Raw genomic sequence first — 24,998 nt, 5'->3', positions numbered from 1 at the left:
ACGGCTGTAACCCAATTGTCATAAATCTGTAACTTGTCTAAAACTTTCGTATGCTAGGCTTGAAACAAATAACTTTACAGGGGGATTTACATATGATTAAGCGACTGGCGGCTTTTTTATTTACATTTGCAGCAGTATTCTTATTATTCGCTCCAGGCTCATCCGCACAAAGCAAAGCGGAGAGTATTATTGATACAGCTTACAGATACTCAGGTTCACCGTACGTTTACGGAGGTACTACTCCATCCGGTTTCGACTGTTCCGGCTTCACCCGCTACGTCTATGCGAAAAACGGTGTCAAACTGAATCGCACGTCCCGTCAGCAGGCGAGGCAGGGGAAATATGTCAGCCGGTCGAATTTGAAACCAGGGGACCTCGTCTTCTTCGGTAAACCCGTCTATCACGTAGGTATTTACATAGGTAACGATAGAATGATTTCTGCAGAGAACTCAAGAGATGACATTGACGTAACGTCTCTTAACTACAACTACTGGAAACGTAACTATAGCGGAGCACGCCGTGTGTTCGAAGAAGACCAGTCCCACACTTCTTCCAACACCATTACTGATTTCCGTGACGTCCCTGATCATTACTGGGCAGCTAAGAAGATTTCATACATAAGCGATAAAGGCATCATTGAAGGTTACAACGGTTACTTCCGTCCGAAAGATAACGTCACACGCGGAGAAGCAGCTAAAATGATCAGCGAGGCACTGAATTTGGGTACGTCTTCTAGAGACAGGTTTTCTGACTTATCCGGCTGGTCCAGAAAGTACGTGAACGCAGTGGCAGCCAAAGGATTGATTGAAGGTTACGAAGACGGCACGTACAGACCGGAAGAACATATGACACGTGAAGAGATCGCCACCGTCCTCACGCGGGCTTTCGACCTTTCCGGCAGCGGGAGAGTAGGCTTTAAGGATGTGAGCAGTAACAACTGGTCTTATGAATACATTCAGGCGCTGGCTTCCAATTCTATTACGAACGGTTACGAAGACAACACTTTCCGTCCTAAAAAGACCACTTCAAGAAGTGAGTTTGCCGCTTTTGTCTATAATGCTATCAACTAATACGGATTGATCCTGTTGTTTCACGACAGAAGACTGCTTTATCAGTATTTGAGAAATGACAGAGCCACTAACACCGGAACATTGACTGGCTCTATTTCGTTTTTCACCGGTGCTATCTGAACAGTACGCCGCTATTCATATTCTAGCGTTATATATCGTTTTAGAAAGCGAGCAGGAGTCTCTGCTCCTCTCCTCTATATACAAACAAAAGCCTGCAGCTAAGCTGCAGGCTCATTTTTCGTCTATCTTCTTTCCTCCCAGTTGTAGTAGTCAATAATACCCCGGGACACGGCATTGGCCGCTCTGTTTCTCCAATAGGAGGATCCGAGTTTCTGGGCTTCTTCTCTATTCGTTACAAATCCAAGCTCGACAAGTGCAGAAGGCAGGGTCGTTCTCTTGATTACGTGGAATCCTGCTTCTTTCACACCACGATCGGAAGCATCCATGGCTTTCACAAGGCGTTTCTGAATGAAATGAGACAGTTTGTAACTCTTATACGCTCTCGGTCCAAGTGCTGCCGCCGAGTAATACGTCTCTACTCCCGAGGCATTTTCACTCGAAAAAGAGTTGGAGTGAATGCTTACGAACGTATCCGCGTTATTACGCTGCGCGTAATCCACTCGTCCGGAAAGAGAAATGTATGTGTCATTCCGGCGCGGCATTACCACTTTCACTCCTGAAGCTGCGAGTTTGTCTCTTACAAGTTTTGATACTTTCAGGTTCACTTCTTTTTCTACTACCCCATGTCCGGAAGCACCCGGGTCCCAGCCGCCGTGACCGGCGTCAATCGCGACGACTCTCGAGCTGCTTACATCGGAAGTCGTGTAGTTTGCATGTACAAACCCGAGCGTGTTTCCATAGGAGACCTGAAGCCAGTTTCCGACTTTTTTATGGACACGGACAGTTCTGCCCGTTTTGAACTGATTAATCACTTTGTATCCAGTCCCCGGGCCGATTCTTACATTAAGGGGAGTGCTGCTTGAGATTATCCTTTCTTCCTGTACCGCGAGATCACGTTCCACCCGGTAGTCGTTATTCATAGCGCGGGCCAGAAACAGGGAGTACTCCGTTCTTGTGATTTTATTGTTCGGAAGGAATCTGCCGTCCGGTGTTCCGTTACTTACTCCTGCTGTCGCCACTTTATTCACGGCTCTGTAGCCGGAACCGGGCCCTTTGACATCCGTAAAGTAGGCCCCGCTCATGTTAGAGAAATTGAAAGCTTTGGATACGAGGTAGGCCATTTCTTTCCTTGTCATCGTATTTTGAGGACGGAATGTGCCATCCGGGTAACCGGTAATGATTCCTTTATCTTTGGCAGACTGTATGTATCCGGAAGCGTACGAATTTTTATCTACATCGGGAAATTCCGTAGTCCGCTTCCTGTTATTCAGACCGAGAGCCCTGCCGACCATCGTGGCGGCCTGCTGTCTGCTTACTTCTTCATCTCCTCTGAATCGACCGTCCGGGTAACCGGCGATTACCTTTTTATGGATGAGGTAGTTGATTTCAGACTTATAGCTGCCCGGTATTCCTGTAACGGCAGCGTTCGCTTCCTTCAGCGGAACGACAGTGAAAAGAACAGCAAAGACCATGAACACAACAACCTTATTAAAGTTTTTGATCATGTGGTTAAAACTCCCTTTTTTTCAAATTTTTATAATATTCTTTGTTCATTATAATATACTATTATTTTATTAATAGATGATTATTGCATACTAATAGTTTCTTAACATTATTGTAATGATCTTGTAATATTGGTGAGTAACTACCTGGATGAGTATTCTTTTGATTCGTAAAGTGCTTTAGCAAGTTCCGCACGGCTTACAGGTTCGGACGGTTGATATGTCCCGTCCCTGTACCCGGAAAGAACTCCTGCTTTTGCAGCGGCATTTATAGGTTCAGTGTAGTAACGGCCGTTTACGTCCGAGAAATAGGATCTGCCTGCCTCCGGAAACTGGAAAGCCCGGTCCAGCATGACTGCCATATCGCCGCGGGTGATATTTTTACGCGGAGCGAACGTTCCGTCCGGAAAGCCGTTGATGAATCCTTTTTCGACAGCGGCGGATATATACCCCGCACTGTACGAATTCTCCTGCACGTCCGGGAAGCCGGTATTCGAGTCCTTTTCCTCCAGATTCAACGTTCTGCCTAGCATCGTAACGACGTCCTGACGGCTGATCTTCCCATCCGGCCGAAACGTGGCATTTCTAAACCCTGTAACTGTCCCATCGACGTACAGCTTGCGGACAGGCTCATAGTACCAGCGGCCGGAAGACACATCTTTGAAAGGATTGACCGGAGCCTGGACAAGACCGTGACCGAAGTCTTTATCTTTTCCTTTTGGTCCGAGATCTTTCGACCGGTCTCTCACTTCTTTCCTGAGCTGCTGGATAGTGTAATGAGGATAGGCTTCTCTGTTCAGCGCGAATACTCCACTCACGAAAGGGGCTGCCATGGAAGTACCGTTCAAATATTCGTATCCGTTCACCCCTGTCTTTGCATCTACATATGTACTGTATACTCCGGTGCCCGGTGCGACTACGTCAAGAGAATTACCTCCGTAGGAGAAAGCGGCTCTCTGGAATTCATCATTCACCGCTCCCGTACCGACGACGCTGTCATAGCGTGCCGGATACATGACGTCCGGAAGATACCTTCCGTTACAGGGAGTTTTGTTGCCGGAGGCGGCAACAACTACGACACCTTTCTCTTCCGCTTTCTCAAGCGTTTTCTTCATAGGAATGGAGGAGCTGCAGGTCGTAAGGCTTAAATTGATGATATCCACATCTTTTTTGAAAGCCCACTCGATCCCTGCAATGATTTCACTTTCCCAGCCGTCCCCGTCTTTGTTCAGGGCTTTGACAGCATAAAGATCGGCATCGGGAGCTATACCGACTGTTCCTCTATTGTTCGGCTGGGCGTTGAGTACGCCCGCAACGTGGGTACCGTGGCCATTGTCGTCCGCCCATCCGGTCGAGCCCTCGATCGTATTCACACCGCCCCGGACGTTGAGATCCGGATGATCTTTGGCTACTCCCGTGTCGATAACCGCAATATTCACGCCTTCCCCCGTAAGACCCCAGCTTCTTGCCTTCGATGGTTCCGTCGCTTTATATCCCCACGTTTCTCTTTCTGCAGCTACAGAGACCTTCTGGTCAAATTCGACCCAGGCCACCTCCGGCTTCTTTTGCATCTCGATGATCTGTTCACGGTTCATCTTCATAGATACAGCATTCAGAGAATCGTACGTATGTAAATGCTCCCCTTCCCCTGCAGTTCTGTATCTGCCCGAGGTGCCCTCTTCAAATCCGACTACCACTCTGTAACTGCTTTCGGCTGAAACGTTCTCCGTCACCGCTCCTCCGGACGCCGCAACCAGCGCCAGAAGGCCTGCGAGCAGGAGTTTGCTGCCCATATCCTTCATCCATTCCATCCTTTCTTTTCCTGTCTTATCCGCCAGCTCTTCTGAGCGGAAAACGACAGAAAGAAACGGACAGAGTTCGTCCGCTTCTATTCCATTTATTCTTTCCAGTTATAATAGTCCATGACTCCAAGTGCAATCGCTCTCGCTGCGGCCTCACGGTAGTGCTGGGTCTTCAGCTTTCCTGCATCTTCTTTGTTCGTCAGAAAACCGATTTCCGTAAGGACAGCTGTCAATGAAGTTTCTCTTATAACGTGGAAGTTCCCGTTCTTAACCCCCCGGTCCGTCATATCCATCTCTTTGTAGAGTCTTTCGTTAATGAATTTAGCCAGCTTATAGCTGTTGAATTCTCTGCCCGTCATACCGCTTGCGTAATAGAAAGTCTCTACACCATTTGCGCCTTCCGAAGCGGCGTTTGCATGAATACTTACAAATTCCGTAGCGTTATTACGCTCGGCGATAGCTACCCGGCCTGACAGGGAAGGATACCAGTCCGACTGTCTCGTCATTACTACGTCCATTCCTGCGTTCTCCAGGTACTCCCGCGTTTTCTTACTCACATCAAGCACGAGCTCTTTCTCCACGATACCGTTCGCCGAAGCGCCTGGATCTCTTTCCCCGTGTCCCGGGTCGATAGCGATTTTATACGTCTTCGATGGCTTATCCATCAGGTACGCGGAATGCACATACCCTTTTATGTTGCCGGAAGAAATGTAGTACCAGCTGCCTTCTTTCTTATAAACGGAGACGGTATCCCCCGTATAAATTTTGCCGACGATCTGGTTATTCGATCCGGCTCCATTCCTTACGTTCAGGAAATCAGCCGTAACAATCTGCTTTTCAAGCACTTCCATCGGCTCTTCCGTACCCGACGAAACTTTAAATTCCTTGTTCATGCCGCGTGCAACGAACAGGGAGAACTCCGTACGGGAAATGATTCTGTCCGGCTTATATTCTCCGGAAGGAAAACCTTCTGAAATACCTGCCGTACTGAGCTTATTCACATAGTCATAAAGTTTCGAGGATTTCGGGATATCCGTGAACGTAACGTCGCTCTTCGTCTCGAGACGCAACGCTTTTACAATCAGATAAGCCATTTCCGCTCGCGTCATGCTCTTATTCGGACGATAGTCACCCTCCGGAAAACCGGTGATGATACCTTTCTCTTTAGCAGACTGTATGTATCCGGAAGCGTACAAGCTCTTATTTACATCAGGGAAATCCGTGCTTCTTTTTTCACCGGAAAGTCCGAGCATTCTCCCTACCATGACCGCAGCCTGGGCTCTCGTAACTTTGTCATCTCCGTGGAAATCTCCGTCCGGATACCCTTTGATGATGTTCTCTCCGATCAAATAATTTATTTCTTTACTGTACTTACCGGGAACCCCGGTGACCGTGTCAGCTGACACACTGCCTGCTCCCATACTCAACAACAGAACAGCGACGAGGACGACGATTGAATAGCGTAAACCCTTCCCTTTCATTCACTTAACCCCTTTTCCGAATGTATTACTTATCGCTCCGGTCCGAATGACGGGAGCACGAGAATTTTTCCTCACTATTTGTTGTATCGATTTATTTTAAGTTTATTAAACAGGACTTTTTAACTAATTATAAAATTTCCGGTTTTAAGATGAAAAATTCGGGTATAATTTCCCTTTTTTATACGTCTAAACGCTTATTTACCGGCATTTTCAGAAGGTGGAGAATAAATTACTTAAAAATTTGTTGTTATTCCCTAAAATTCATCTATTCAAAAGTGGTTCAATCTGATAGTTTATTATAGAGAACGAAAAAGCACAAGGAGGAGTTTGTTTAATGAAAAGGATTTCCGTTTTTCTGGCCACTTTATTGATACTCCTGTCCATTTCCGCCCCGGCCCTGCACGCGCAGGACGATATTTCCGGGTCACCTTTTGAAGAAGATATGAGGTCGCTGATAGATAAAGAAATAATGCAGGGCTTCGAGGACGGTACATATAGGCCAAAAGCTGAGGTGACGCGCGCTCAGTTCACAGCGTTCATCACAAGGGCGCTTGATCTACCGGTGACAGAAGAAGTCATCACTGAGCTGCAGTCGCTCGATCCAACTTCTTTTTCCGATGTGGATTCGGGCAGATGGTATTACCCTTATATACTCGTCGCCAACAACGAAGGACTGATCCAGGGATACCCGGGCGGTACTTTTAAACCCAACGAGAAAATAAGCCGTCAGAATATGGCTGTCATTATGATGAATGCAGCCAAATCCAAAGGAATCGTTACGGAAACGGAACCTCTGACGTTTAAAGACAACGGGAAGATCCGATCTTATGCGAAAGAAGCGGTCCAGATTCTTACGGGACTGGAAATCATCAACGGGAAAGTAATTAACGGGGGCTCTTACTTCGCTCCTTCCGACCTTACTACGAGAGGGGAAACGGCAGCCGTGATCAACAGATTGCTGAAAGTACTGGACCCTCCGGAAGAGAAATATAACTACAGCGTAGCCACACTCGGCAAAGACAAGGATCCTCTCATTCACAAAAGCTATAAAACATACGATCAGGCTGTCTCCAACGCCTCTTCCGGCCAGGTAGTGCTTAAGGGTAACAGCATCGCCTGGATCGAAGACGGGAAAGCGGTCTCGAACACTTTCACAAGCATTTACAAAGATAAGAATCTCTCAAGCTCTCTGACGTACTTTACGTCAGGTGTCGAAGTGAAACTGCTCGACCTCACCGAAGATTATGCGAAAGTCCAGCTTGCTGATACTGTCGGTTATGTAGCTCAGGAGGATATCAACCTCATCCCCTCCTCCATGATTGAGGGACGTTCGTATTACTATGCGAAGAACGGAGATCTGTATCATTACAAATACAATACGTCCCTTAAATCAGGAAGCTCCTACGTATATGGAAAAGCTCCTTCCTTCATGCAGGAAGGCCGGAAGTATTACAGCTATAATGGCAACACTTTTCTGAACGAAAATGGCAGCAAAGCAGGAGATGCGTATCAGTATTTCAACCGCCTCCCTCTTTACAGTGATACGTCCTATACTGCGGAACAGCTCGACAATTTCATCGCCGCCGAACAGCCGAACAGTCCGCTAATCGGCACCGGTGATGACTTCAAGAAAGCCGAAAAACTGCACGGAACGAACGCATTGTACCTGATGGCCCACGCCATCCATGAGAGTAACTGGGGTAAGAGCCGGATCGCCCAGGATAAAAACAACCTGTTCGGTATAGGAGCGAGAGACGGCACTCCGTACGAAAGCGCCTACTCCTATAAGAACTTCGAAACGGGCATTCTTGAAGCGGCGGAAGATTTCATCGTTCCCGGCTATTTCGAGAATACGTGGAAGAGCTACGGAGCTCATCTCGGCAACAAGAGCTCCGGTATAAACGTCTACTACGCCTCAGATCCGTACTGGGGACAGAAAATCGCCGGCCATATGTACAGAGCCGATAAATATTTAAGCAAAAAATATGGTGTGAAAAGCGAGCTCGGCGCTTCTCCTCTGGCGGAAACACTGAAGCCGGACACGAACGTCCGCACCAGCGCCAGAACTTCCGCCGGCAAAATTTACTCGCTCGGGAAAGCAGGAAGTACCGTACAGGTTCTTGATACGGTGAACACATCGAGTGAAGGTACGTGGTATGAAGTTACGACGAAAGACTATGAATCTGGAAAAACTGGCGTGAAACCTGTCGATCACGGTAAAGGATTCGTTTACAGCCATAACGGACGATATGGAACGAATCTGGAAAAACTCAATATCGCTGAATAATCGGCACCAGGGGAGTAATCGCTTTTAATGATTACTCCCCTGTTCTTTTCGTGATAAAATGGAAATGGTGAAATATAAACCATAAGGAAAATAAAGGATGAGAATTTATGCACCTGGTCATATCAGGATACTACGGTTTTCAAAATACGGGGGATGAGGCTATTCTGCAGGCGATGGTTTATCAGCTTCGCCGGCAGGAACCCGGAGTGCGGCTTACCGTCCTCTCCAACGACCCCGTCACTACGTGCAGTAACTACGAGGTGGAAGCCGTAAACAGGTGGGATATGGCTCAGATCCTCAGGGTCATCCGTCAGGCAGACGGACTGATCAGCGGCGGAGGCAGCCTGTTTCAGGATGTAACGAGCCTCAATACCCTTATTTATTACACTTCTATTGTAAGTATCGCTAAATTTTATAATAAACCTGTGTTTCTTTACAGCCAGGGCGTGGGCCCGCTCGAACGTCCCCTCTCCCGTCTTATGACCCGGAGAACTCTGAAGAACGTGGAAGGTACGGTGAGAGACGTGGAGTCGCTCGATTTTCTTCACAGACTCGGAGCGAAGGGACCTTTTTCGATTTCGCCGGATCCGGTTCTCGGCTCCGTATTCGCAACACCCTCCTGCACCTGGCTTGAGGAGAAGAAACTCACTTCCGAAATCGTGACGGTCAGCTTACGCGACTGGCCCGTATCAAAAGATTACAGGCAGGGGCTCGCCTCCGCTCTCGACCGCCTTGCAGAGTCAGGATATACCGTTCTTTTCATTTCGATGCACGGCGTCCCGGACACGGAGGCTGCCGAAGATATTGCACATCTCATGAAAACGGAGCCCCTGATCAGCCCTTCTCATTTATCTCTTGAAGAGAAAGCGGCACTCATCGAGTCGTCCGCTCTCCTCATAGGAATGCGTCTGCACTCTCTTATTCTGGCGGCGAACGCCTTCGTTCCTTTCGCAGCTATTTCGTACGACCCGAAGATCGATTCGTTCGCAAAAGAACTGAAACAGCCGGTCCTCGGAGACGTAAATGATGAAAAAGAAACGTGGGACCCCGCTAAAATGAACGCGTCTTTCGAACATCTGTCAGATGAGGATAATTATGCGGAATATTGTACAACCGTCCGCTTTCTTATAAAAGAAGCCGAAAAAACCCCGGGACTGGCCCTCCGTTACTTCAGAAAGAGGCTTGACTGAACCGGTCGCCGAAAGAACTCTGTAAATCACTAAAGGAGATTCATATGGAAACGAAGAACGTGGATATCCTCGGGATACCTGTAAGCAGTATCGATCGTCATACACTTAAAAATAATCTCATTTCTCATATCGAAAACGCGGAAAAATCATTTGTCGTAACTGCCAACCCGGAAATCGTTATGACGGCAAAGAAGAACAATTCTTATATGAGTGCTATCCTGTCCGCTTCGTATATTACCGCAGACGGCATCGGTATCGTTAAAGCCTCCCGGATCATGAACAACCCTCTTCCGGAGAGAGTCGCAGGGTACGACCTTATGGTTGATTTTATAAGAGTCTCCCAGGAATATTCCTATAAAATTTTCCTGCTCGGAGCTAAACCCGAAGTCATCACCCAGACTGTGCGTAACCTTGAGAAATACTACCCGAATCTGCACATCGCCGGTTATCACGACGGGTACTTCAACATACATGATGAAGAAGAGACGACATTGATTGTGGACCGGATCCGGGCGTTGGAGCCGGACCTTATATTCGTCGGGCTCGGAGTACCGCGTCAGGAAGAATGGGTCGCCGAAAACTATCACCGATTCGACAAAGGTGTCTTCCTCTGCGTGGGAGGCAGCTTCGATGTACTTGCCGGCGTTACGAAGAGAGCACCCATCTCCTGGCAGAACTGCAACCTGGAATGGCTGTACCGTCTCCTCCAGCAGCCTGCAAGATGGAGACGCATGATTTCTCTCCCCCAGTTTGCTCTCAGCGTACTTAAAGAAAAGGTGCGGATGCGAAAATGAAGACGAACGGGCTTATGAAAGGTGCGGTTCTATTATCCGCGTCGATTCTTCTCTCAAAAATTCTCGGAAGCTTTTTCAGAATTCCGCTCCAGAATATTGCGGGTGACTCGGTACTCGGTATTTTTTCGCTCGTCTACCCGGTATATATGGTAGCGCTCACTCTGTCCGTAGCCGGTATACCGCTTGCACTGTCGAAGCTGATTGCAGAAAGGGAAAGTTCCCGGGAGATCCGGGTCATACATAGAACCGCCAACGTGTTAGGCGCGCTCCTCGGAGTCAGCGCTTTTCTTATCGTTAATTTATTTTCTTCTCCGCTCGCCGCAGCTCTCGGCGGGCCTTCCACCCTCCCTGCGATCCGGGCCGTATCTTTCGCTCTGCTATTCGCTCCTTCCATGGCAGTGTACAGAGGATATTTTCAAGGCAGCGGTGATATGAAACCTACGGCTCTCTCCCAGGTCATGGAACAGATTGCTCGAGTTGCGGTGATTATAGGCGCAGCCTATATCTCGGTACGAGTGGGGTTGAGCGCCTCCTCCACAGCTGGATTCGTCATGACAAGTTCGACGGTCGGAGTCGCCGCATCTTTCATCTATCTCGCATTCCGTTACTCGAAAGTGCCGTCTGCGAAAAGGAAATTCACCGGAACCTATACGCTCAAAGATTTCCGGGTATGGAGTAAATACATACTGAAAATCTCGCTCCCGATTGCTTTCGGTACCCTCACCGTGCCACTGCTTCAGTTCGTGGACGCCATTACGATTCCCGCCGGTCTCAGGGCCGACTCGAACTACCTCTTCGGCCTGTACGGCCGGGGCTTATCGCTTATTCAGATTTCGACCGTTTTTGCAACAGCCGTCATCTATCCCCTTCTTCCGGCCATCTCGCACCGGCTTGCAGCCGGCGATGTCTCCGGAGTGAAACTGGATATCCGTAATGCAGACAGGTGGAATCATCTGGTTTCCTGGCCGGCGGCTTGCGGTTTTGTCGTCCTGGCCCTTCCGCTGAACGTGGCCCTGTTCACCGATGCAGCCGGCACCTTAGTCATGGCCATTCTCGGAGCGAGCTCTGTGTTCATTTCCTTTTCCATTATTACGACAGGTATACTGCAGGGACTCGGGAAAGGGAAACAGGCGGCTGTGGTCATTTCAACAGCTGCCGTTTTGAAACTTGTTCTTAACCTGCTGCTTGTTCCCGTGTTCGGGCTCACGGGTGCCGCTGTCATCAATATTCTTGTCTTTGCGCTTATTTATGCAGGAAATACGCTTCTGATTAAAAAAAATGTGCAGCTGCGTCTGGTGCCCGACCGGTTTCCGCAATTGCTCGGCAGTACTGTACTGGCCGGAGTGGCGATGGCTGTACCTTTCCTGTTTTTTTCCCCCGGGGTCTGGGCGAGAGGAGAAGCTTTTCTGTTTGTAATGATTTCCCTTTCGGCGGGGGCCTTAGTTTATGCAGGCAGCTTACTCGCTTTGAGAGTAGTGTCCTTACAGGAGCTGAAACTGCTCGTTAAACGGTGAGACATCGGGGAGCTGCAGTTTGCGTGCCCTTCGGGGGTTTGTCGTTGCGTTGAAAGTCACGATTACGGGGGAATCCTGACTTTCGGATGTTATTTTTCTTACTGAAGGTAACGATTACTGCCTAATCGTGACCTTCAGCCTCAGATTCTCCTTCTCAACGTAACGATTAAGATACAAAAAAGCCACGGAGCGTTCTATCGCCTCCGTGGCTTTAAATTATTTATTGTAAACAGTAGGACGTCCTATCGAATGATATTCAAGTCCCGTGTTTTCGATTTCTTTAAGGCCGTAGCAGTTGCGGCCGTCGAAAACGACAGGGTTAGTGAGAGATTTCGCATAGTCCTCCGGCGAATACTCCTTGATCTCTTTCCAATCCGTCATAATGACGGCGAAATCTTTACCGTCGATGGCTTCTTCGACCGAATCCATGTAGTTGGTCGCTCCCGGCAGATATGTCCTCGCGTTCTCGCTCGCAATCGGGTCATAGGCATAGACCTCGGCTCCTGCATCAACGAGTTCACGTACGACTTTGATTGACGGCGCGTCTCTCATGTCATCCGTGTTCGGTTTGAACGCAAGGCCTAAAACGGCGATTCTTTTATTCTCAAGATCCGGGAAAACTTTCTTAATCTTGTCCACGATAATACGCTGCTGCCCTTCGTTCGTAGCGATGACGCTGTCCACGATAGTAAGGTCGTAATCTACACTTTGAGCGATGGCACTGAGGGCGCTCGTATCTTTCGGAAAGCAGGAGCCGCCATAGCCGACTCCCGCGTTCAGGAATTTGTCGCCGATACGCTTGTCCATGCCCATACCCTTCGCGACGCTTTCGACGTTTGCGCCGATCCGTTCGCACAGATTACTGAGCTGGTTGATAAAGCTGATCTTCGTCGCAAGGAAGGCGTTCGACGCGTACTTGATCATTTCGGCACTGCGCAGGTCAGTCATGATGATCGGAACGCCGAACGGTTCGAATATGCTCTTCACTTTTTCAACGGCCTGTTCACTCTCACCTCCGACGACGATGCGGTCCCCGTTGAACGTGTCATGAATAGCGGAACCTTCGCGCAGGAATTCCGGATTGGAAATGACCTCGACGCTGTAAGATCCGTTATGGTGTTTCTCGATTTCGTTCTTCACGTGCTCGTTCGTACCGACCGGCACCGTACTTTTCGTAACGACGATCATGTCGTTCGTCATCGTTTCGGCGATGCTGCGGCAGGCATTATTCAGGTAAACGAGCTCTGCGGAACCGTCATCCGCCTGCGGCGTACCGACAGCGATGATGACGATGTCGCGGCCCCGCATGGCCGTCTCGTAGCTGTCCGTGAAATCAAGACGGCCTGCATCGATATTCTTTTTCATCATATCCTCAAGACCCGGCTCATAAATAGGCGACTCCGAACGATTCAGCCGCTCGACTTTTCTGGAATCGATATCCAGGCAGGTAATCTCGTGGCCGACTTCGGAAAGGCAGACGCCTGTGACAAGTCCTACATATCCTGTACCAATTACTGAAATTTTCATTGTCTCACCTGTTTCCTCACTTATATTTTTCCAGTTTATCCTCAAGAAGCTGCAGTATATCCTCTTTCAAATCGCTGCGATTCAGTGCGAAATCTATCTGGGCATCGATGAACCCGAGTTTGTTACCGATATCGAATCTCTCGCCTACGAAATTGTAAGCCAAAACCTTCTGTGTATTCGTCAGCTTTTTGATAGCGTCCGTGAGCTGGATTTCATTGCCGGCTCCCGGTGGAAGGGTTTCAAGGATGTCGAACACTTCCGGAGTGAGTATATACCGGCCCATAATCGCAAGGTTTGACGGGGCGTCCTCCAGAGCAGGTTTCTCGACGAGGTCCTCGACTTCGACGTAGCCGTCCGACAGCTCCTCGTTATTCTTCGTCTTAATGATTCCGTAGCTTGAGACCTGGTTCTCCGGAACGTCCTGGACGCCGACGACGGATGCTTCTTCCTTCTCATATACATCCATCAGCTGACGCAGGCACGGAGTACCGTTTGCCTGCACGATGTCGTCCCCTAGAAGAACAGCGAACGGTTCGTTGCCGATGAACCGACTGGCAGTCGCAATGGCGTGACCGAGCCCTTTCTGTTCCTTTTGTCTTATGTAGTGGATGTTCGCAAGGTTGGAGATATCCTCCACTTCTTTAAGCAGATCATATTTTTCTTTCTCTTCCAGCTTTTCTTCAAGCTCATATGATTTGTCAAAATGATCCTCGATTGCACGCTTCCCGCGGCCCGAGACGATAATAATATCCTCGATCCCCGATTCCACTGCTTCTTCGACGATATACTGGATTGTCGGTTTATCTACGATGGGAAGCATTTCTTTCGGCTGGGCTTTTGTTGCAGGTAAAAAACGTGTACCGAGTCCCGCTGCCGGGATAATAGCTTTTTTCACTTTCATTTGACCTCCACCTTTCTATCCATTTCCTTCAATTCTATCATAAATTTTCTATATATGTTTCCAGAAGGTTAATCATACCGGCTTTTCCTGAGACGAAAGGCTCCGGTTCAAAGTTCCTGGATTTGGCGATCACTTCCGCGAGATCTTTGCCCGGGGCCCAGCTGAGGATATGTCCCTGCTCCTCGAAAACGTTAACCAGTTCGAGCTGGTGATCGTCGTTATGCTCTCCGAATTCCGCAAGCCGGGCTACTGCAATCACCTTCTTCCCTTTTTTGAGGGCGGTCGTCACCGATCCGGTTCCTGCATGAGTAATGATCAGGTCCGCCTGATCGAAGAGCTTGTCCATCTCCTCATAGCTGACGAAAGGAGAGAAAGTCATGTATTCGCTGCTGTAGGACGTGTGACCGTTCTGCACGATAATCTCCTCATCAATGACCCCGTCGATCTTCAGCCGTTCCACTTCTTTCAGAAGCCGCGGAAAGGGGAGTTCATGTGTACCGAGAATTACGAAAATCAATAGATCGACCCCCCGTTCACTGCTTTCGGATATACTTTCTTCATCGACTCCCACTGCACGACAAAAAGGTCGGCGATCGGATAGACGAGTCTGCCGGACAGGTTGGGGGATGTAGTCTTGGCGAAACTTTCGATGTAAATCACTTTTTTACGGAACAGCTTCGCTATGTAGCACATCGGCACCGCCGTGTGAGCTCCGGTCGTAATTACCACGTCCGGCCTTTCTCTTAAGAAAAGAAAAAAAGACTTCATGATGTTGAAGGAAAACTTGAAAATGTACCGCACCGGATAGTTCCTGCCCCCGTAAACGAGGAAGGAGACCGGGTGCTTCTTCTTCATTTGTTTCGTAATCGCCGATTTTTCGGTCACGATGTGGTAGTCATACTGGGAAAACAATGGTTCGAGCTGAAGGAGTTGAGTGAGATGTCCCCCGATTGAAGATATCAGCAGTAATTTTTTATCTTTACCCATTCATTTCTCCCCCATCTCTTCGTACATCTGTCCCAGCTTACGTACCACCGTTTCTAAATCATGTTTCTGTGCCATCGTTTCTCCCTGTTCTGCGTACGTTTTTCTCAATTCCGGGTCGTTGATAAGCTTGTTCATCCGTTCGGCCAGGGCCCGTTCATTCCGAGGTTCTACGAGTTCGCCTCTTCCGTCTGCCAGCACATACTGCAACCCGCCGACGCGGGTACCAAGTACCGGCGTATTGCAGGCCATCGCTTCGATAGCGACGAGACCGAGGCCTTCCATGTGGGACGGCAAGACGAACAGATCGGCCGCCGACATCCACTCGGCCAGTTTATCCTGATTGACGGAAGGGTGGAAATGGATACGACTTTCGGGCGATTCCGGAATAGCCGCTCTCACTTCGTTGTAAAAGTCCGGTTCCTTCACTTCGCCGACGAGGTGAAGATGAACGCTGCTGTTCTGCTTTTCTACTTCCCGAAAACCGTTCACCAGCTCTTCGATTCCCTTCGCTTTAATTATATTGCCTACGTACAGGATATGAAAACAGTTAACATCAAGCCCGAGCATTTTTTTGCTGACACTTTTATCCCGCGGGTAGAATTTGTTACGGTCCACTCCCATGCTGAGGACGGATATTTTCTCCGGGTCCCCGCCGAAATCGCTGATCATATCCTGCCGCAATCCTTCTCCGGCTGCGATGATCGCATCCGCATCCCGGAGTATCCGTTTCGTTTCTCCGGCGATCAGATTGTTTTTTCTTGCCATCCGGTCGATATCTCCGCCGTGAGCAGTGACGATCATAGGGGCTCCGGATATTTTTTTGAAGATCCGGGCGAGGAGACCGCTCGGGAATACGTAATGGGCATGGATGACGTCGTATTTTTTCCTATTCTTAAGAAGCAGCCAGGCAAACTTACCAAGCCACTTCACGTACTTCTGTATGACAAATTTTTTCCCCATACGCGGGTCACGGATGCCGAGTACGTCTATTTCAAAACCGCGACTGCGAAGCATTTCCACGTGATTCTTGACGAAGATACCGAATGTTCTGCTTCGTTTTCCCGGATACATATTGGAAATCACTAAGATTCTCTTCATAAAGAAGCTGCTCCTTTTTTATCTGAAATGATAGCTTTCACGGCTATTCTGTCTATACAGCTGGTACGTTTCGAAGTTTAAATAAACGACTGCAAGGGCTAGGTAGAAACCGGAAGCCGGAGAAGACAATACGTGCCCGGCGGTTAATGCAGCTCCGAGTCCGAGACCGACAGCCGTTCCTGTAAGCAGGAAGTACGGCGTGAACACTTTCCCTTTCGCTTTGACAATTAATACGACGGTCCTTCCGAGAAGGAACCAGATGGGAGCACTCAACAGGATAAAGCCTATAATTCCGAAGTTGAAGAACCAGTCAAAGAAGTCCATCTCCACCAGTTTCGCCTCTCCTTCGTAGTTGCCGCCGTAGCCCATGCCGAAAAGTTTCTGAGTGATGACCGCTTCTTTATAGTCCACCAGCTGCGCGTCAAAGAAGTCACCGCGACTGCTCAGTAATTGTTCCACTGATTGGGAAGTTTCTCCGGTACTGTTGTCCGCAGTCTCTCCCCCCTCTTCCGCTGAACCTCCGCCCGGGCTGTTTGCCGGGTCGTTGTCCTGCTGCGCTTCCTGCTCTTCTTCAATCTGACTTATCGTCAGATCCAGGTTATTCCCGATAGCCGTATAAGGAACAGCTATAACCGTCAGCAGAAGAAGGACGGGCAATACGACAACATTGTGCCATCCCTTCTTCTTCCACCACTGAATCAGCGCTGCCAGAATACCTACGGCGAGAAGTGCGAGTATGGAACCGAGGGCGACTTTTGTGCCGACGGTCAGAGCCGCATAAATAGTCAGACCCACCAGCGGAAGCTTCCAGAGTGACTCTTTCTCCCCGTCACGGACCATGTAGGCGAGCAGCATGAAACCGAAGCCCATGCCGATAATAATACTGATCTCATTACCGGAGAAGAACCATCCGGAGTGCCCTTCTTTCGCGAGATAACCATAACTCCTTTTTCCGGTGTCCGTTATGGACGCCGTGACCATGACGATACTCACGACAGAGATGGCCCAGAATACGAGCTGTCTGATCAGAGCTTTCCACTTGATTCTTGAGTAAAGAGCTTCAATTACAAAGTAATAAATGACGATCATCATTACAACGTATGCTGTTTTTGTTAAGTAAGTAATCTCCGCTACTATCGAGAACGGATCTTTGAAAATATAGTTATTAATAAGATTCAAAGCAAAAAATGCGGCGGCTGCTCCAATGTACAGGAGAGCTATTTTCTTTCCTCTGGACGGCGCCGTCAGGAAAACGACGTAAAAAACACCCGCCACCATGGAAAGGACACGTACAGGCTCAGAGACAGGCAGATTCACGAAAGCTGTGATATCAAGAAAAGGCTGCAGCAGAATGTACAGCAGGAAATATACCTCCAGCCCTTTTTTCAATTTGTTATTATCGCTGATCGCTTGCATTTAATAAATCCTCCTAGGTATCTCTTCATATCTATCACGGCTCCTAAAGATAGCCTTTTCGGATATAAAGATATTTTATGTCTGTGATGATACTTTTTTTATGTAACAGTGTGATTCGCTGTATGCGTGCTGATGGTTTTGCGACCTCCGTGCTTCTTCCATGTGACAACCTCTTTCATCAATCATTAAAGTTGCACTGCAACATTATAACATTAAATCGCTTCGATAAAGGGGGGGCAATCCAGTTTCTTTTTCGAAAATAGTAAGGAAGTTATACGTTTCTATAATAAAAAGTATATTTCCGTGCTCCCTTCCCTCAAATCCGGCAGCAGAGGATTGTAGTATTTCCGGGGAAATAAAGATGCACACCGTTATTTATCTTCATCTATTCTACCGTACTATGAGAGTATGTACAAAGGTGTAACGGAGAAAAGAAGGCGGCCAGGAAATCGTGACGTTCAGATGCTTTTTGGAGGTGCGAAGGGCATGATTCTTCAGTTATCGTTACCTTCGGAGGCTTTTATTGTGGTCGAAGGGCACGATTCGGACGGTTTCCTTACCTTCGGGCGGATGAAGAGCTTCTGAAGGGCACGAAAAAGCCCGCCTTCAAAAATGAGGCGGACCTTTTTTATGCAGCTGATTTATTTTTTCTCGTACGAATTAAAGGGACGATAAATGACAAAGCACTCACTACATACAAACTTATCGATACGGGATCGGATATCAGGGCCATAACGTTTCCGCCGGAAGCAGTTAAGGCCTGACGCAGCGACTGTTCCATCATCCCTCCGAGTATAAATGCCAGTATGAACGGAGCTGCCGGGAAGTTCAGAATTCTCATAAAGTAGCCGACCACCCCGAAAAACAGGAGGACGTAAAGGTCGAACGTATTGAAACTGATGGAATAGACTCCGATCAGACTGAAAATGATAACAAGTGAAATGAGCAGCGGTCTGGATATTTTCAGTATTTTAGCAATGTAAGGTATTAATGGTAAGTTTAATATCAGTAGAAAAATATTCCCTATATACATACTTGCGATAATACCCCAAAAGACGTCCGGGCTTTCCTGGACGAGCAGCGGTCCAGGCTGAATACCGAGCACCAGCAGGGCACCGAGCATGACGGCTGTCGTGCCTGACCCTGGAATACCAAGGCTGAGAAGCGGTACAAATGCACCGCTTGTCGCAGCGTTGTTTGCCGTCTCGGGGGCGGCCAGCCCCTTAATCGAGCCTTTGCCGAACTTTTCAGGATTTTTAGCAATCCTTTTTTCCGAAATATACCCGATGAAAGAGGCGATCGTCGCACCGGCTCCCGGCAGCACGCCGAGGAGAAAACCGAGGAACGACTGACGGGTCATCGGGCCTCTCATTTCTTTGAAGTCTTCTTTGGAAAGACGAAGACTTCCAATGTCGCCCTGATCGCTTAAGGAAGTATCTTTTCTCTTAATGATTAAGAAACAGACTTCGGCAATGGCAAATAAACCAAGAGCAATCACGAGAAAATCGATACCTTCCATAAGGTTGGGGTTGTTGAATGTAAAACGGCTCGTTCCCGTCTGACTGTCCAGCCCAATGGTAGCCGTCATGAATCCTATCGTTGCGGTGATCAGCGCTTTTGTGGTGGAACCGTCGGACAGACTTGAAATTGCAGTCAGCCCGAGGAACATAAGTGCAAAGTACTGAGCAGGTCCGAAAGAGACGGCGACCTGTGAAAGCATCGGAGCGAACAGCATCAATAGTACGACTGATACAGTACCGCCGACGAAGGAGGAAATGGCGGCAATCGCTAAAGCTTTACCCGCTTCCCCCCTCTGCGCCATAGGGTACCCGTCAAAGGACGATGCCACCGTTCCGGAAATGCCGGGAGCATTCAGTAGAATGGAGGAGGTCGACCCTCCGAAAACCGCCCCGTAATACACTCCGGCCATCATAATGAGAGCGACTGATGCTTCCATTCCGTAAGTAACAGGAATCATGATGGCTATTGCGCTGATTGGTCCCAGCCCGGGCATCATACCTATAAGCGTTCCGGCGATGACACCGATCAGTACAAAAAGGATACCCTGTAAACTGAAAGCAACCTGGAACCCCTGTGCTATCCCTTCCATTGCACCCATACGTATTTCCTCCTTTCTAAAATGGTAATATGCCCTGTGGCAGAATGATATTCAGCAGATACGTAAACGTTACGTAAAGTACTCCGGGAACAATGATCGACACCAGTGCATTCGTAACGTGCTTTCTGTAACCGAGAAAAAGGGAACACCCGAAAATGAATAAAGCTGAAGTAACGACGAATCCGAGTATTTCAAGAAGAAATATGTAAAGGAAAATAAAGAATCCCACCCCGAGCATAATCGGAACTTCTTTTTTCGGTACGTTACGCTTCTCTTTGTCTTCTTCAGTCTCCGAGGATTTATCGAAAAACAGAATAATGGCGAGCCCTATCAGTAAGTATCCGAGCACTTTAGGGACGGCGTCAGCGTCTACAGGAACGTACGGATACTTCTTTAAGTTGTACGCTGCATATAAATAACCTGCCGCAAGTACAATCAGAAAAATACTGACTTTCTGGTTCATGGTTTTCAGCATAACCACACCTCCCTGATTGATTCATTTAAGGAAAGGACCTTTAGTTGAAAAGGTCCTTTCTCCCATAATTATTGACCCATATCCAGTTCCTCCAGAAGCGTTCCCAGCTCTTCCGTCTGTTTCTTGATAAATTCGGTGTACTCTTCACTGTTCATGTACATTTCGTTCCACCCGTAATTATCACGAATATCAGCAAATGCATCGGATTCACTCACTTCTTTCAATTTTTCTTCGTAGAAAGAAACTTGAGCATCCGTCATATCTCCCGGGCCGAAGAACCCTCTCCAGTTGACGAATGTTGCGTCAATTCCCTGTTCTTTAGCAGTAGGATATTCGGAAAGCACTTCTCCGTCGAGACGTTCTTCCGCTGTAATTCCGAGGACTTTCACTTCTCCTGCTTTCACCTGTTCCACAGTCTCAGCAACACCTGTAGAGTAGACGTCCGCGCTGCCGTTCATAATCTGGGTCATACCTCCTGCGTCCTGGGCAGATACATACTTGATTTTTTTAATGTCCACGCCCGCTTTTTTCGCGATAGAGACAAACTGCATGTGGTCCATGGAGCCCGGAGAAGACGTTCCCACGACCGTTACGCTGGAAGGATCCTTTTTCATATCCTCGAACAGTTCGTTCAGGTCATTCCACTTGGCGTCTGCGTCCACTGCGAATGCACCGTAGTCAGCAATCATGTTAGCAAGAGGAGTGAAATCTTCGTAGCTGAGCTCTGATTGGCCGTTCAACGGGATAAATATGAGAGGTGGAGAAGAAACGAAAATATTGTGGGGGTTATTGGTACTGTTTATGTAAGACCACCCTACAGCACCGCCGCCGCCTTCTTTGTTTACAACACCTACACTCTTATCCATAATATCTTCTTCTTCAAGAATTTTACCTACACTGCGTGCTGTAGTGTCCCAACCGCCTCCAGCTCCGGCCGGCGCTACAATTTCAACGTTATTCTCAGGTTTCCAGTCTTCGTTTCCTTCTCCTTCACTGTCTCCTGAGGATTCTCCGTTCTCAGAACTTCCGCAAGCTGCCAGAACAACGACAAAAATTATAGAGATAAAGAAAAATAGTTTTTTCATGTTACAACTCCCCTTCTTTATGTAATAATCTCACTTTAAATTATAATTTTCTGAATGTAACCGTTTTCAAATTATCCTTCATTAGAAAAGTTAAATGAATTAAATAAATAAAATTCACGAAAAAAATCAGCCGGTTTATCCAGCTGATCAATAGGGGTAATATTTTCTTTCCGGTCTGCCGACTCTTCCGTATTTCATTTCGGCTGCAGCAGTATCGGTGGAAACCAGATATTCGAGATACCTGCGCGCCGTCGTTTTCGAAGCGCCCATCTTTTCGCTCACCTGTTCCGCCGTCACTCCCTCTTTTTCACTCATTAAAAAACGTTCGACTTTTTTTAAAGTGAGCGGGTCGATTCCTTTAGGTACTTCTTCTTCCTTACTCTCTTCATTCTGGTTCAAGAGAAAATCGAGCGTTTCCTGACTGAACTCTTCGGTTTTATTAAGGATATCCGTCCTTTTTTTATAGTCTTCTATCGTCTTTTGGAAACGTTCGATCGTTATCGGTTTAATGATATAATCCACTACCCCGTAGTTCAGGGAATGTTCTACCGTTTCTTTATCTTTCGCTGCCGTAATCATTATGACGTCTGTCTGCGGAGCTTTTTCCCGGATACGGGGCAGCAGATGTGAACCTAGTTCGTCAGGCATGTATACATCAAGAAGAAGAAGGTCCGGCTGTTGTTCTTCCACAAGAGCAAGTGTTTCTTCAGCATTTGCAGCTTTCGCAACGACATCTACATCATCTATTGTATTCAGGAACTGTTCATGTAAATTCGCTACTCGGAAATCGTCTTCACTGATCATCACTTTCATCATCTATCCCTCTCTTTCGGTAAAAATACGGAGAAAACAGTACCTCCTCCTGTGTTATCGAGAATCTCAATAGTCCCTCCGAGTTTTTCAATGATCTGCTGCACGTTCCAGAGACCATACCCCCGCATTACTCCGTCTTTAGTGGAGGACCCTTTCCGGAAAATGGACTCGTACATGTGCTCAGGTATCCCCGGTCCGTTATCCGTTATAGAAAATATAATGTCGTTACCGATATCCGTAATGAATATCTCGACCTGTTTTTCTTTTTGATGCTGCACCGCTTCAAAAGCATTATCTACGATATTACCGAGGATCGTTACGAGATCGGCTTTATTTATGTGCTCAGGAAGATATTCAAGAGAAGACTCTTCATCAATTTTGAAGTTCACTTTCTTCTCTGAGGCTTTACTGATTTTCCCTGTAAGGATAGCCTGCGTCGTATCATCGTGTATGCGCTGAAAAATGATTTTCTGCTGGGGCTCCGAATTTGAAAACTCCTGTTCTATCATTTCTGCTGCTTCCTTCGTATTGCCGAGCTGCAGCAGCCCGAGCAAAACGTACATTCTGTTTGTGTATTCGTGTGTCTGAGCACGCAGACTTTCCGAATAGCGCTTCACTTCGGATAACGTATTGACCATCTCTCTGACTTCCGTTTTGTCGCGGAGGCTGGAGACTACACCGACTGTCTCCCCCTTTTCCAGGATAGGGGTACGGTTCACAATCACCACTTTGTCATTCAGAACTATTTCTTCATCCTGCTCCGCTTTGCCGCTTTTCAACGTACGAAGCATACCTGTATTCGGGAAAATATCTATTATATTTGTACCGGGATCCGCGTTTTCCAGTCCGAGCAGATCTATGGCGGACTGATTAATCATCGTAACCCGTCCCCGGATATCTATCGCTATAATCCCTTCTTTTACAGACGATAAAATCGCTTCCCGCGTCTGATAAAACGATGTCACTTCATAAGGTTCAAGACCAAGGGTATCTTTTCGAATGCTGCGGGCCAGGAGAAAGCTCCCGATTACTCCTAACAGAAGAACGCCGGTGGCGATAAGTATAATGTTCTCCATTTCATTCCATACCATCGTGCGGATATCTTCAATAAGGAATCCGACAGAAACCAGTCCGACGATATTCCCGCTGTCAGAAATGATCGGTGCCTTCCCCCGAAGGGATGGTCCAAGCGTACCTTCTGCTCTCGAGGTATAATATTCCCCGTCTTTGAGGGCCCGGCTATTATCACCGCCCACCATCTTCTTCCCTAACTTCCATTCGTCGGGATGAGCGTAACGGACGCCTTCTTCGTTTCCTACTACTACGAACTCGGCACCGGTTTCATCCTGAATACTTTCGGCTATAGGCTGGATGATTTCTGAAGGGTTCTCTGTTTTAAATGCTTCTTTAATTGTCGGCATAAATGACATGGTAGAAGCGACCTGTAACGCCAGCTGCCCTACATCCTCCTCCACTTCTTCTTTTTCCATCAGAGCATACGCCCCTGTAAAAGCAATAGTGACCAGAAGCAATAAGGACAGCACAAGACCTAAAATTTTAGTTTGTAATTTTACATTCATGCCGACTCCCCCCTTACGTAAATCTCTCTTCGATATAGTAACATATGCATTTACAAAGAGGGATGCTTATTATATAGAGGCGATGATAATTTAATTTACGAAGCTTGCGTTACCTTGGGGGAAGGTTTTGGTTCGTGAAGGGCACGATTCTTCAGTTATCGTGACCTTCGGAGACTTTCTTCAGGTGTGAAGGGAACGTTTCGCACGGTTTCCTTACCTTCAAACAGCCAGCCGGCTCCTGAAAGTCACGCAAAATATGAAATCGCCCATACAAAAAGCCTGCCTTATAGTAAGGCAGACCCTCTTTTACATAATCATTTTTGAAGAAGTTCCATTAACTGCTGGATGACATCCTGGGAAGTCGCCAATTCGGACGTTTCTGCCTTCTGGATGACATTTTGCAAAACTTCCTTCAATTGCTCTTGCTGCTGCACAATACTCACCTTTTTCTTCTGACATTTATCTTTGTAATTCAAGTTATTCGTGAGGACCCTTCTACAAATCTCTCACTGGACTTCACCACGTCCCGGGATTCACTCCTCGGAACTGGTCCGCTCGTTCAATATCATTTCCCATTATATCATAAACCACTGCAAAACTATATATTCCTTGAAAAACTTTCCGCCCCTGTCTTCATTATAGTGTTTCCCGGCTGAATGTTCGTTAAACGTTTTTCTTTATTAAGAACATTATACTTTTAATCACGAATAAAGTCTATAGTTTTTCATAAAAAAATAAGTGCCGCCTTGCCGGGCGCACTTATTCCTTATCGCTTTTATTCAACTTCCATTTATTGAATTCCAGATAGTCTTTGAACTGTTCCTTGGAGAGTCCCGAGCTCATGGCGTCTTTCACCAGGTTGATCCATTCGTCATCCAGCGGCTCGTTGACGTCCTGCTGTTCTCCGTGCAGAAGATAGTTCATGGAGACATCAAGTTCTTTTGAAATCTTTTCAAGAAATAAAACCGACGGGTTCTTCTGAATGTTGCGTTCAATCGAACTTAAGTACGATTTGGCAACGTTCGCCCTCTCGGCGAGTTCAGACAGGGAGTACCCCCGGTTTTTTCTTATATGCTGTATACGATCGCCTATCATATCTCTCACCTTCTTTCTAAAAAAGTATAGCACATTATTGCGTAATGTTCTATATAAAGTACCGCTTAAGTCATCGATGAAATACTTCACAGAAACCGTACATGGCGAATTCCTTCACATTCTCCATAATTCCTTTCTAATC

Annotated in this window: 21 protein-coding genes; 6 read left to right on the top strand and 15 right to left on the bottom strand. The window is 47.5% G+C overall.

Annotated features, from left to right (window positions below; translation table 11 throughout):
- Positions 1 to 92: 92 nt before the first annotated feature.
- Positions 93 to 1,070, top strand: a complete 978-nt coding sequence (locus CKW00_RS03705; protein WP_095821436.1) for a C40 family peptidase — start codon at positions 93 to 95, stop codon at positions 1,068 to 1,070.
- A gap of 242 nt (positions 1,071 to 1,312) precedes the next feature.
- On the opposite strand, the gene CKW00_RS03700 is transcribed toward CKW00_RS03705, so the two are convergent.
- The 3 genes from CKW00_RS03700 to CKW00_RS03690 form a co-directional block, all read right to left on the bottom strand.
- On the bottom strand, positions 1,313 to 2,695 hold the full coding sequence (locus CKW00_RS03700; RefSeq protein WP_095821435.1) for an N-acetylmuramoyl-L-alanine amidase: 1,383 nt from the start codon (positions 2,693 to 2,695) through the stop codon (positions 1,313 to 1,315).
- Positions 2,696 to 2,835: 140 nt separating this feature from the next.
- Entirely contained in the window at positions 2,836 to 4,503 is a 1,668-nt protein-coding gene (locus CKW00_RS03695; RefSeq protein ID WP_095821434.1) for a S8 family peptidase, read from the bottom strand.
- A gap of 86 nt (positions 4,504 to 4,589) precedes the next feature.
- Entirely contained in the window at positions 4,590 to 5,975 is a 1,386-nt protein-coding gene (locus CKW00_RS03690) for an N-acetylmuramoyl-L-alanine amidase (RefSeq protein WP_095821433.1), read from the bottom strand.
- Positions 5,976 to 6,309: 334 nt separating this feature from the next.
- On the opposite strand from CKW00_RS03690, the gene CKW00_RS03685 reads away from it, so the two are divergent.
- The 4 genes from CKW00_RS03685 (at position 6,310) to CKW00_RS03670 (ending at position 11,760) form a co-directional block, all read left to right on the top strand.
- Positions 6,310 to 8,262, top strand: a complete 1,953-nt coding sequence (locus tag CKW00_RS03685) for an S-layer homology domain-containing protein (RefSeq protein WP_095821432.1) — start codon at positions 6,310 to 6,312, stop codon at positions 8,260 to 8,262.
- A gap of 107 nt (positions 8,263 to 8,369) precedes the next feature.
- Positions 8,370 to 9,452 carry a polysaccharide pyruvyl transferase CsaB gene (csaB, locus tag CKW00_RS03680; RefSeq protein ID WP_095821431.1) on the top strand — a complete coding sequence of 361 codons (1,083 nt, stop codon included), beginning with the start codon at positions 8,370 to 8,372 and terminating at the stop codon, positions 9,450 to 9,452.
- 44 nt (positions 9,453 to 9,496) lie between these two features.
- A complete protein-coding gene (locus tag CKW00_RS03675; protein WP_095821430.1) occupies positions 9,497 to 10,246 on the top strand; it encodes a WecB/TagA/CpsF family glycosyltransferase in 750 nt (249 codons plus the stop codon).
- Positions 10,243 to 11,760: a putative polysaccharide biosynthesis protein gene (locus tag CKW00_RS03670; protein ID WP_095821429.1), complete on the top strand. Its 1,518-nt coding sequence runs from the start codon at positions 10,243 to 10,245 to the stop codon at positions 11,758 to 11,760. Before CKW00_RS03675 ends, CKW00_RS03670 begins: the two co-directional genes overlap by 4 nt.
- Before the next feature lie 216 nt (positions 11,761 to 11,976).
- On the opposite strand, the gene CKW00_RS03665 is transcribed toward CKW00_RS03670, so the two are convergent.
- The 6 genes from CKW00_RS03665 to CKW00_RS03640 are packed head-to-tail and all read right to left on the bottom strand — an operon-like array spanning position 11,977 to position 17,689.
- A complete protein-coding gene (locus CKW00_RS03665; protein WP_095821428.1) occupies positions 11,977 to 13,287 on the bottom strand; it encodes a UDP-glucose dehydrogenase family protein in 1,311 nt (436 codons plus the stop codon).
- A 16-nt stretch (positions 13,288 to 13,303) separates the two neighbouring features.
- Entirely contained in the window at positions 13,304 to 14,188 is an 885-nt protein-coding gene (gene galU / locus CKW00_RS03660) for a UTP--glucose-1-phosphate uridylyltransferase GalU (protein WP_095821427.1), read from the bottom strand.
- Positions 14,189 to 14,225: 37 nt separating this feature from the next.
- Positions 14,226 to 14,705, bottom strand: coding sequence for a PssE/Cps14G family polysaccharide biosynthesis glycosyltransferase (gene pssE, locus CKW00_RS03655; protein ID WP_095821426.1), 480 nt, complete (start codon positions 14,703 to 14,705; stop codon positions 14,226 to 14,228).
- On the bottom strand, positions 14,702 to 15,175 hold the full coding sequence (pssD, locus tag CKW00_RS03650; RefSeq protein ID WP_008590416.1) for a PssD/Cps14F family polysaccharide biosynthesis glycosyltransferase: 474 nt from the start codon (positions 15,173 to 15,175) through the stop codon (positions 14,702 to 14,704). The genes pssE and pssD overlap by 4 nt, the downstream gene beginning before the upstream one ends.
- The gene (locus CKW00_RS03645) at positions 15,176 to 16,273 is read right to left on the bottom strand and encodes a glycosyltransferase (protein WP_095821425.1); all 1,098 of its coding nucleotides are present in this window, start codon (positions 16,271 to 16,273) and stop codon (positions 15,176 to 15,178) included.
- 18 nt (positions 16,274 to 16,291) lie between these two features.
- Positions 16,292 to 17,689, bottom strand: coding sequence for an O-antigen ligase family protein (locus CKW00_RS03640; protein WP_095821424.1), 1,398 nt, complete (start codon positions 17,687 to 17,689; stop codon positions 16,292 to 16,294).
- 462 nt (positions 17,690 to 18,151) lie between these two features.
- On the opposite strand from CKW00_RS03640, the gene CKW00_RS13880 reads away from it, so the two are divergent.
- Positions 18,152 to 18,274 (top strand): hypothetical protein, encoded by a 123-nt coding sequence (locus CKW00_RS13880; protein ID WP_269845272.1) that lies wholly within the window; start codon positions 18,152 to 18,154, stop codon positions 18,272 to 18,274.
- 43 nt (positions 18,275 to 18,317) lie between these two features.
- Here the strand turns inward: CKW00_RS13880 and CKW00_RS03635 are convergent, their stop codons facing one another.
- The 6 genes from CKW00_RS03635 to CKW00_RS03610 all read right to left on the bottom strand — a co-directional run bounded on the left by CKW00_RS03635 (position 18,318) and on the right by CKW00_RS03610 (position 24,856).
- A complete protein-coding gene (locus tag CKW00_RS03635) occupies positions 18,318 to 19,808 on the bottom strand; it encodes a tripartite tricarboxylate transporter permease (protein ID WP_095821423.1) in 1,491 nt (496 codons plus the stop codon).
- Positions 19,809 to 19,824: 16 nt separating this feature from the next.
- Complete coding sequence (locus tag CKW00_RS03630; protein WP_095821422.1) at positions 19,825 to 20,283, bottom strand: tripartite tricarboxylate transporter TctB family protein; 459 nt, start codon at positions 20,281 to 20,283, stop codon at positions 19,825 to 19,827.
- Between the two features lie 68 nt (positions 20,284 to 20,351).
- Positions 20,352 to 21,368 (bottom strand): tripartite tricarboxylate transporter substrate binding protein, encoded by a 1,017-nt coding sequence (locus tag CKW00_RS03625; protein WP_095821421.1) that lies wholly within the window; start codon positions 21,366 to 21,368, stop codon positions 20,352 to 20,354.
- Between the two features lie 147 nt (positions 21,369 to 21,515).
- Positions 21,516 to 22,184, bottom strand: coding sequence for a response regulator (locus CKW00_RS03620; RefSeq protein WP_332889036.1), 669 nt, complete (start codon positions 22,182 to 22,184; stop codon positions 21,516 to 21,518).
- Positions 22,181 to 23,761, bottom strand: coding sequence for an ATP-binding protein (locus tag CKW00_RS03615; RefSeq protein ID WP_095821420.1), 1,581 nt, complete (start codon positions 23,759 to 23,761; stop codon positions 22,181 to 22,183). The genes CKW00_RS03620 and CKW00_RS03615 overlap by 4 nt, the downstream gene beginning before the upstream one ends.
- Positions 23,762 to 24,520: 759 nt before the next feature.
- Positions 24,521 to 24,856 carry a helix-turn-helix domain-containing protein gene (locus tag CKW00_RS03610; protein WP_095821419.1) on the bottom strand — a complete coding sequence of 112 codons (336 nt, stop codon included), beginning with the start codon at positions 24,854 to 24,856 and terminating at the stop codon, positions 24,521 to 24,523.
- Between the last annotated feature and the right edge of the window lie 142 nt (positions 24,857 to 24,998).

Origin of the sequence: Salimicrobium humidisoli (genome assembly GCF_002295105.1) — a bacterium.
In the GTDB taxonomy this organism is placed as follows: Bacteria; Bacillota; Bacilli; order Bacillales; family Halobacillaceae; genus Salimicrobium; species Salimicrobium humidisoli.
Note: the sequence above shows the minus strand (reverse complement) of the source record. Positions and strands in the feature narration are given on the sequence as shown.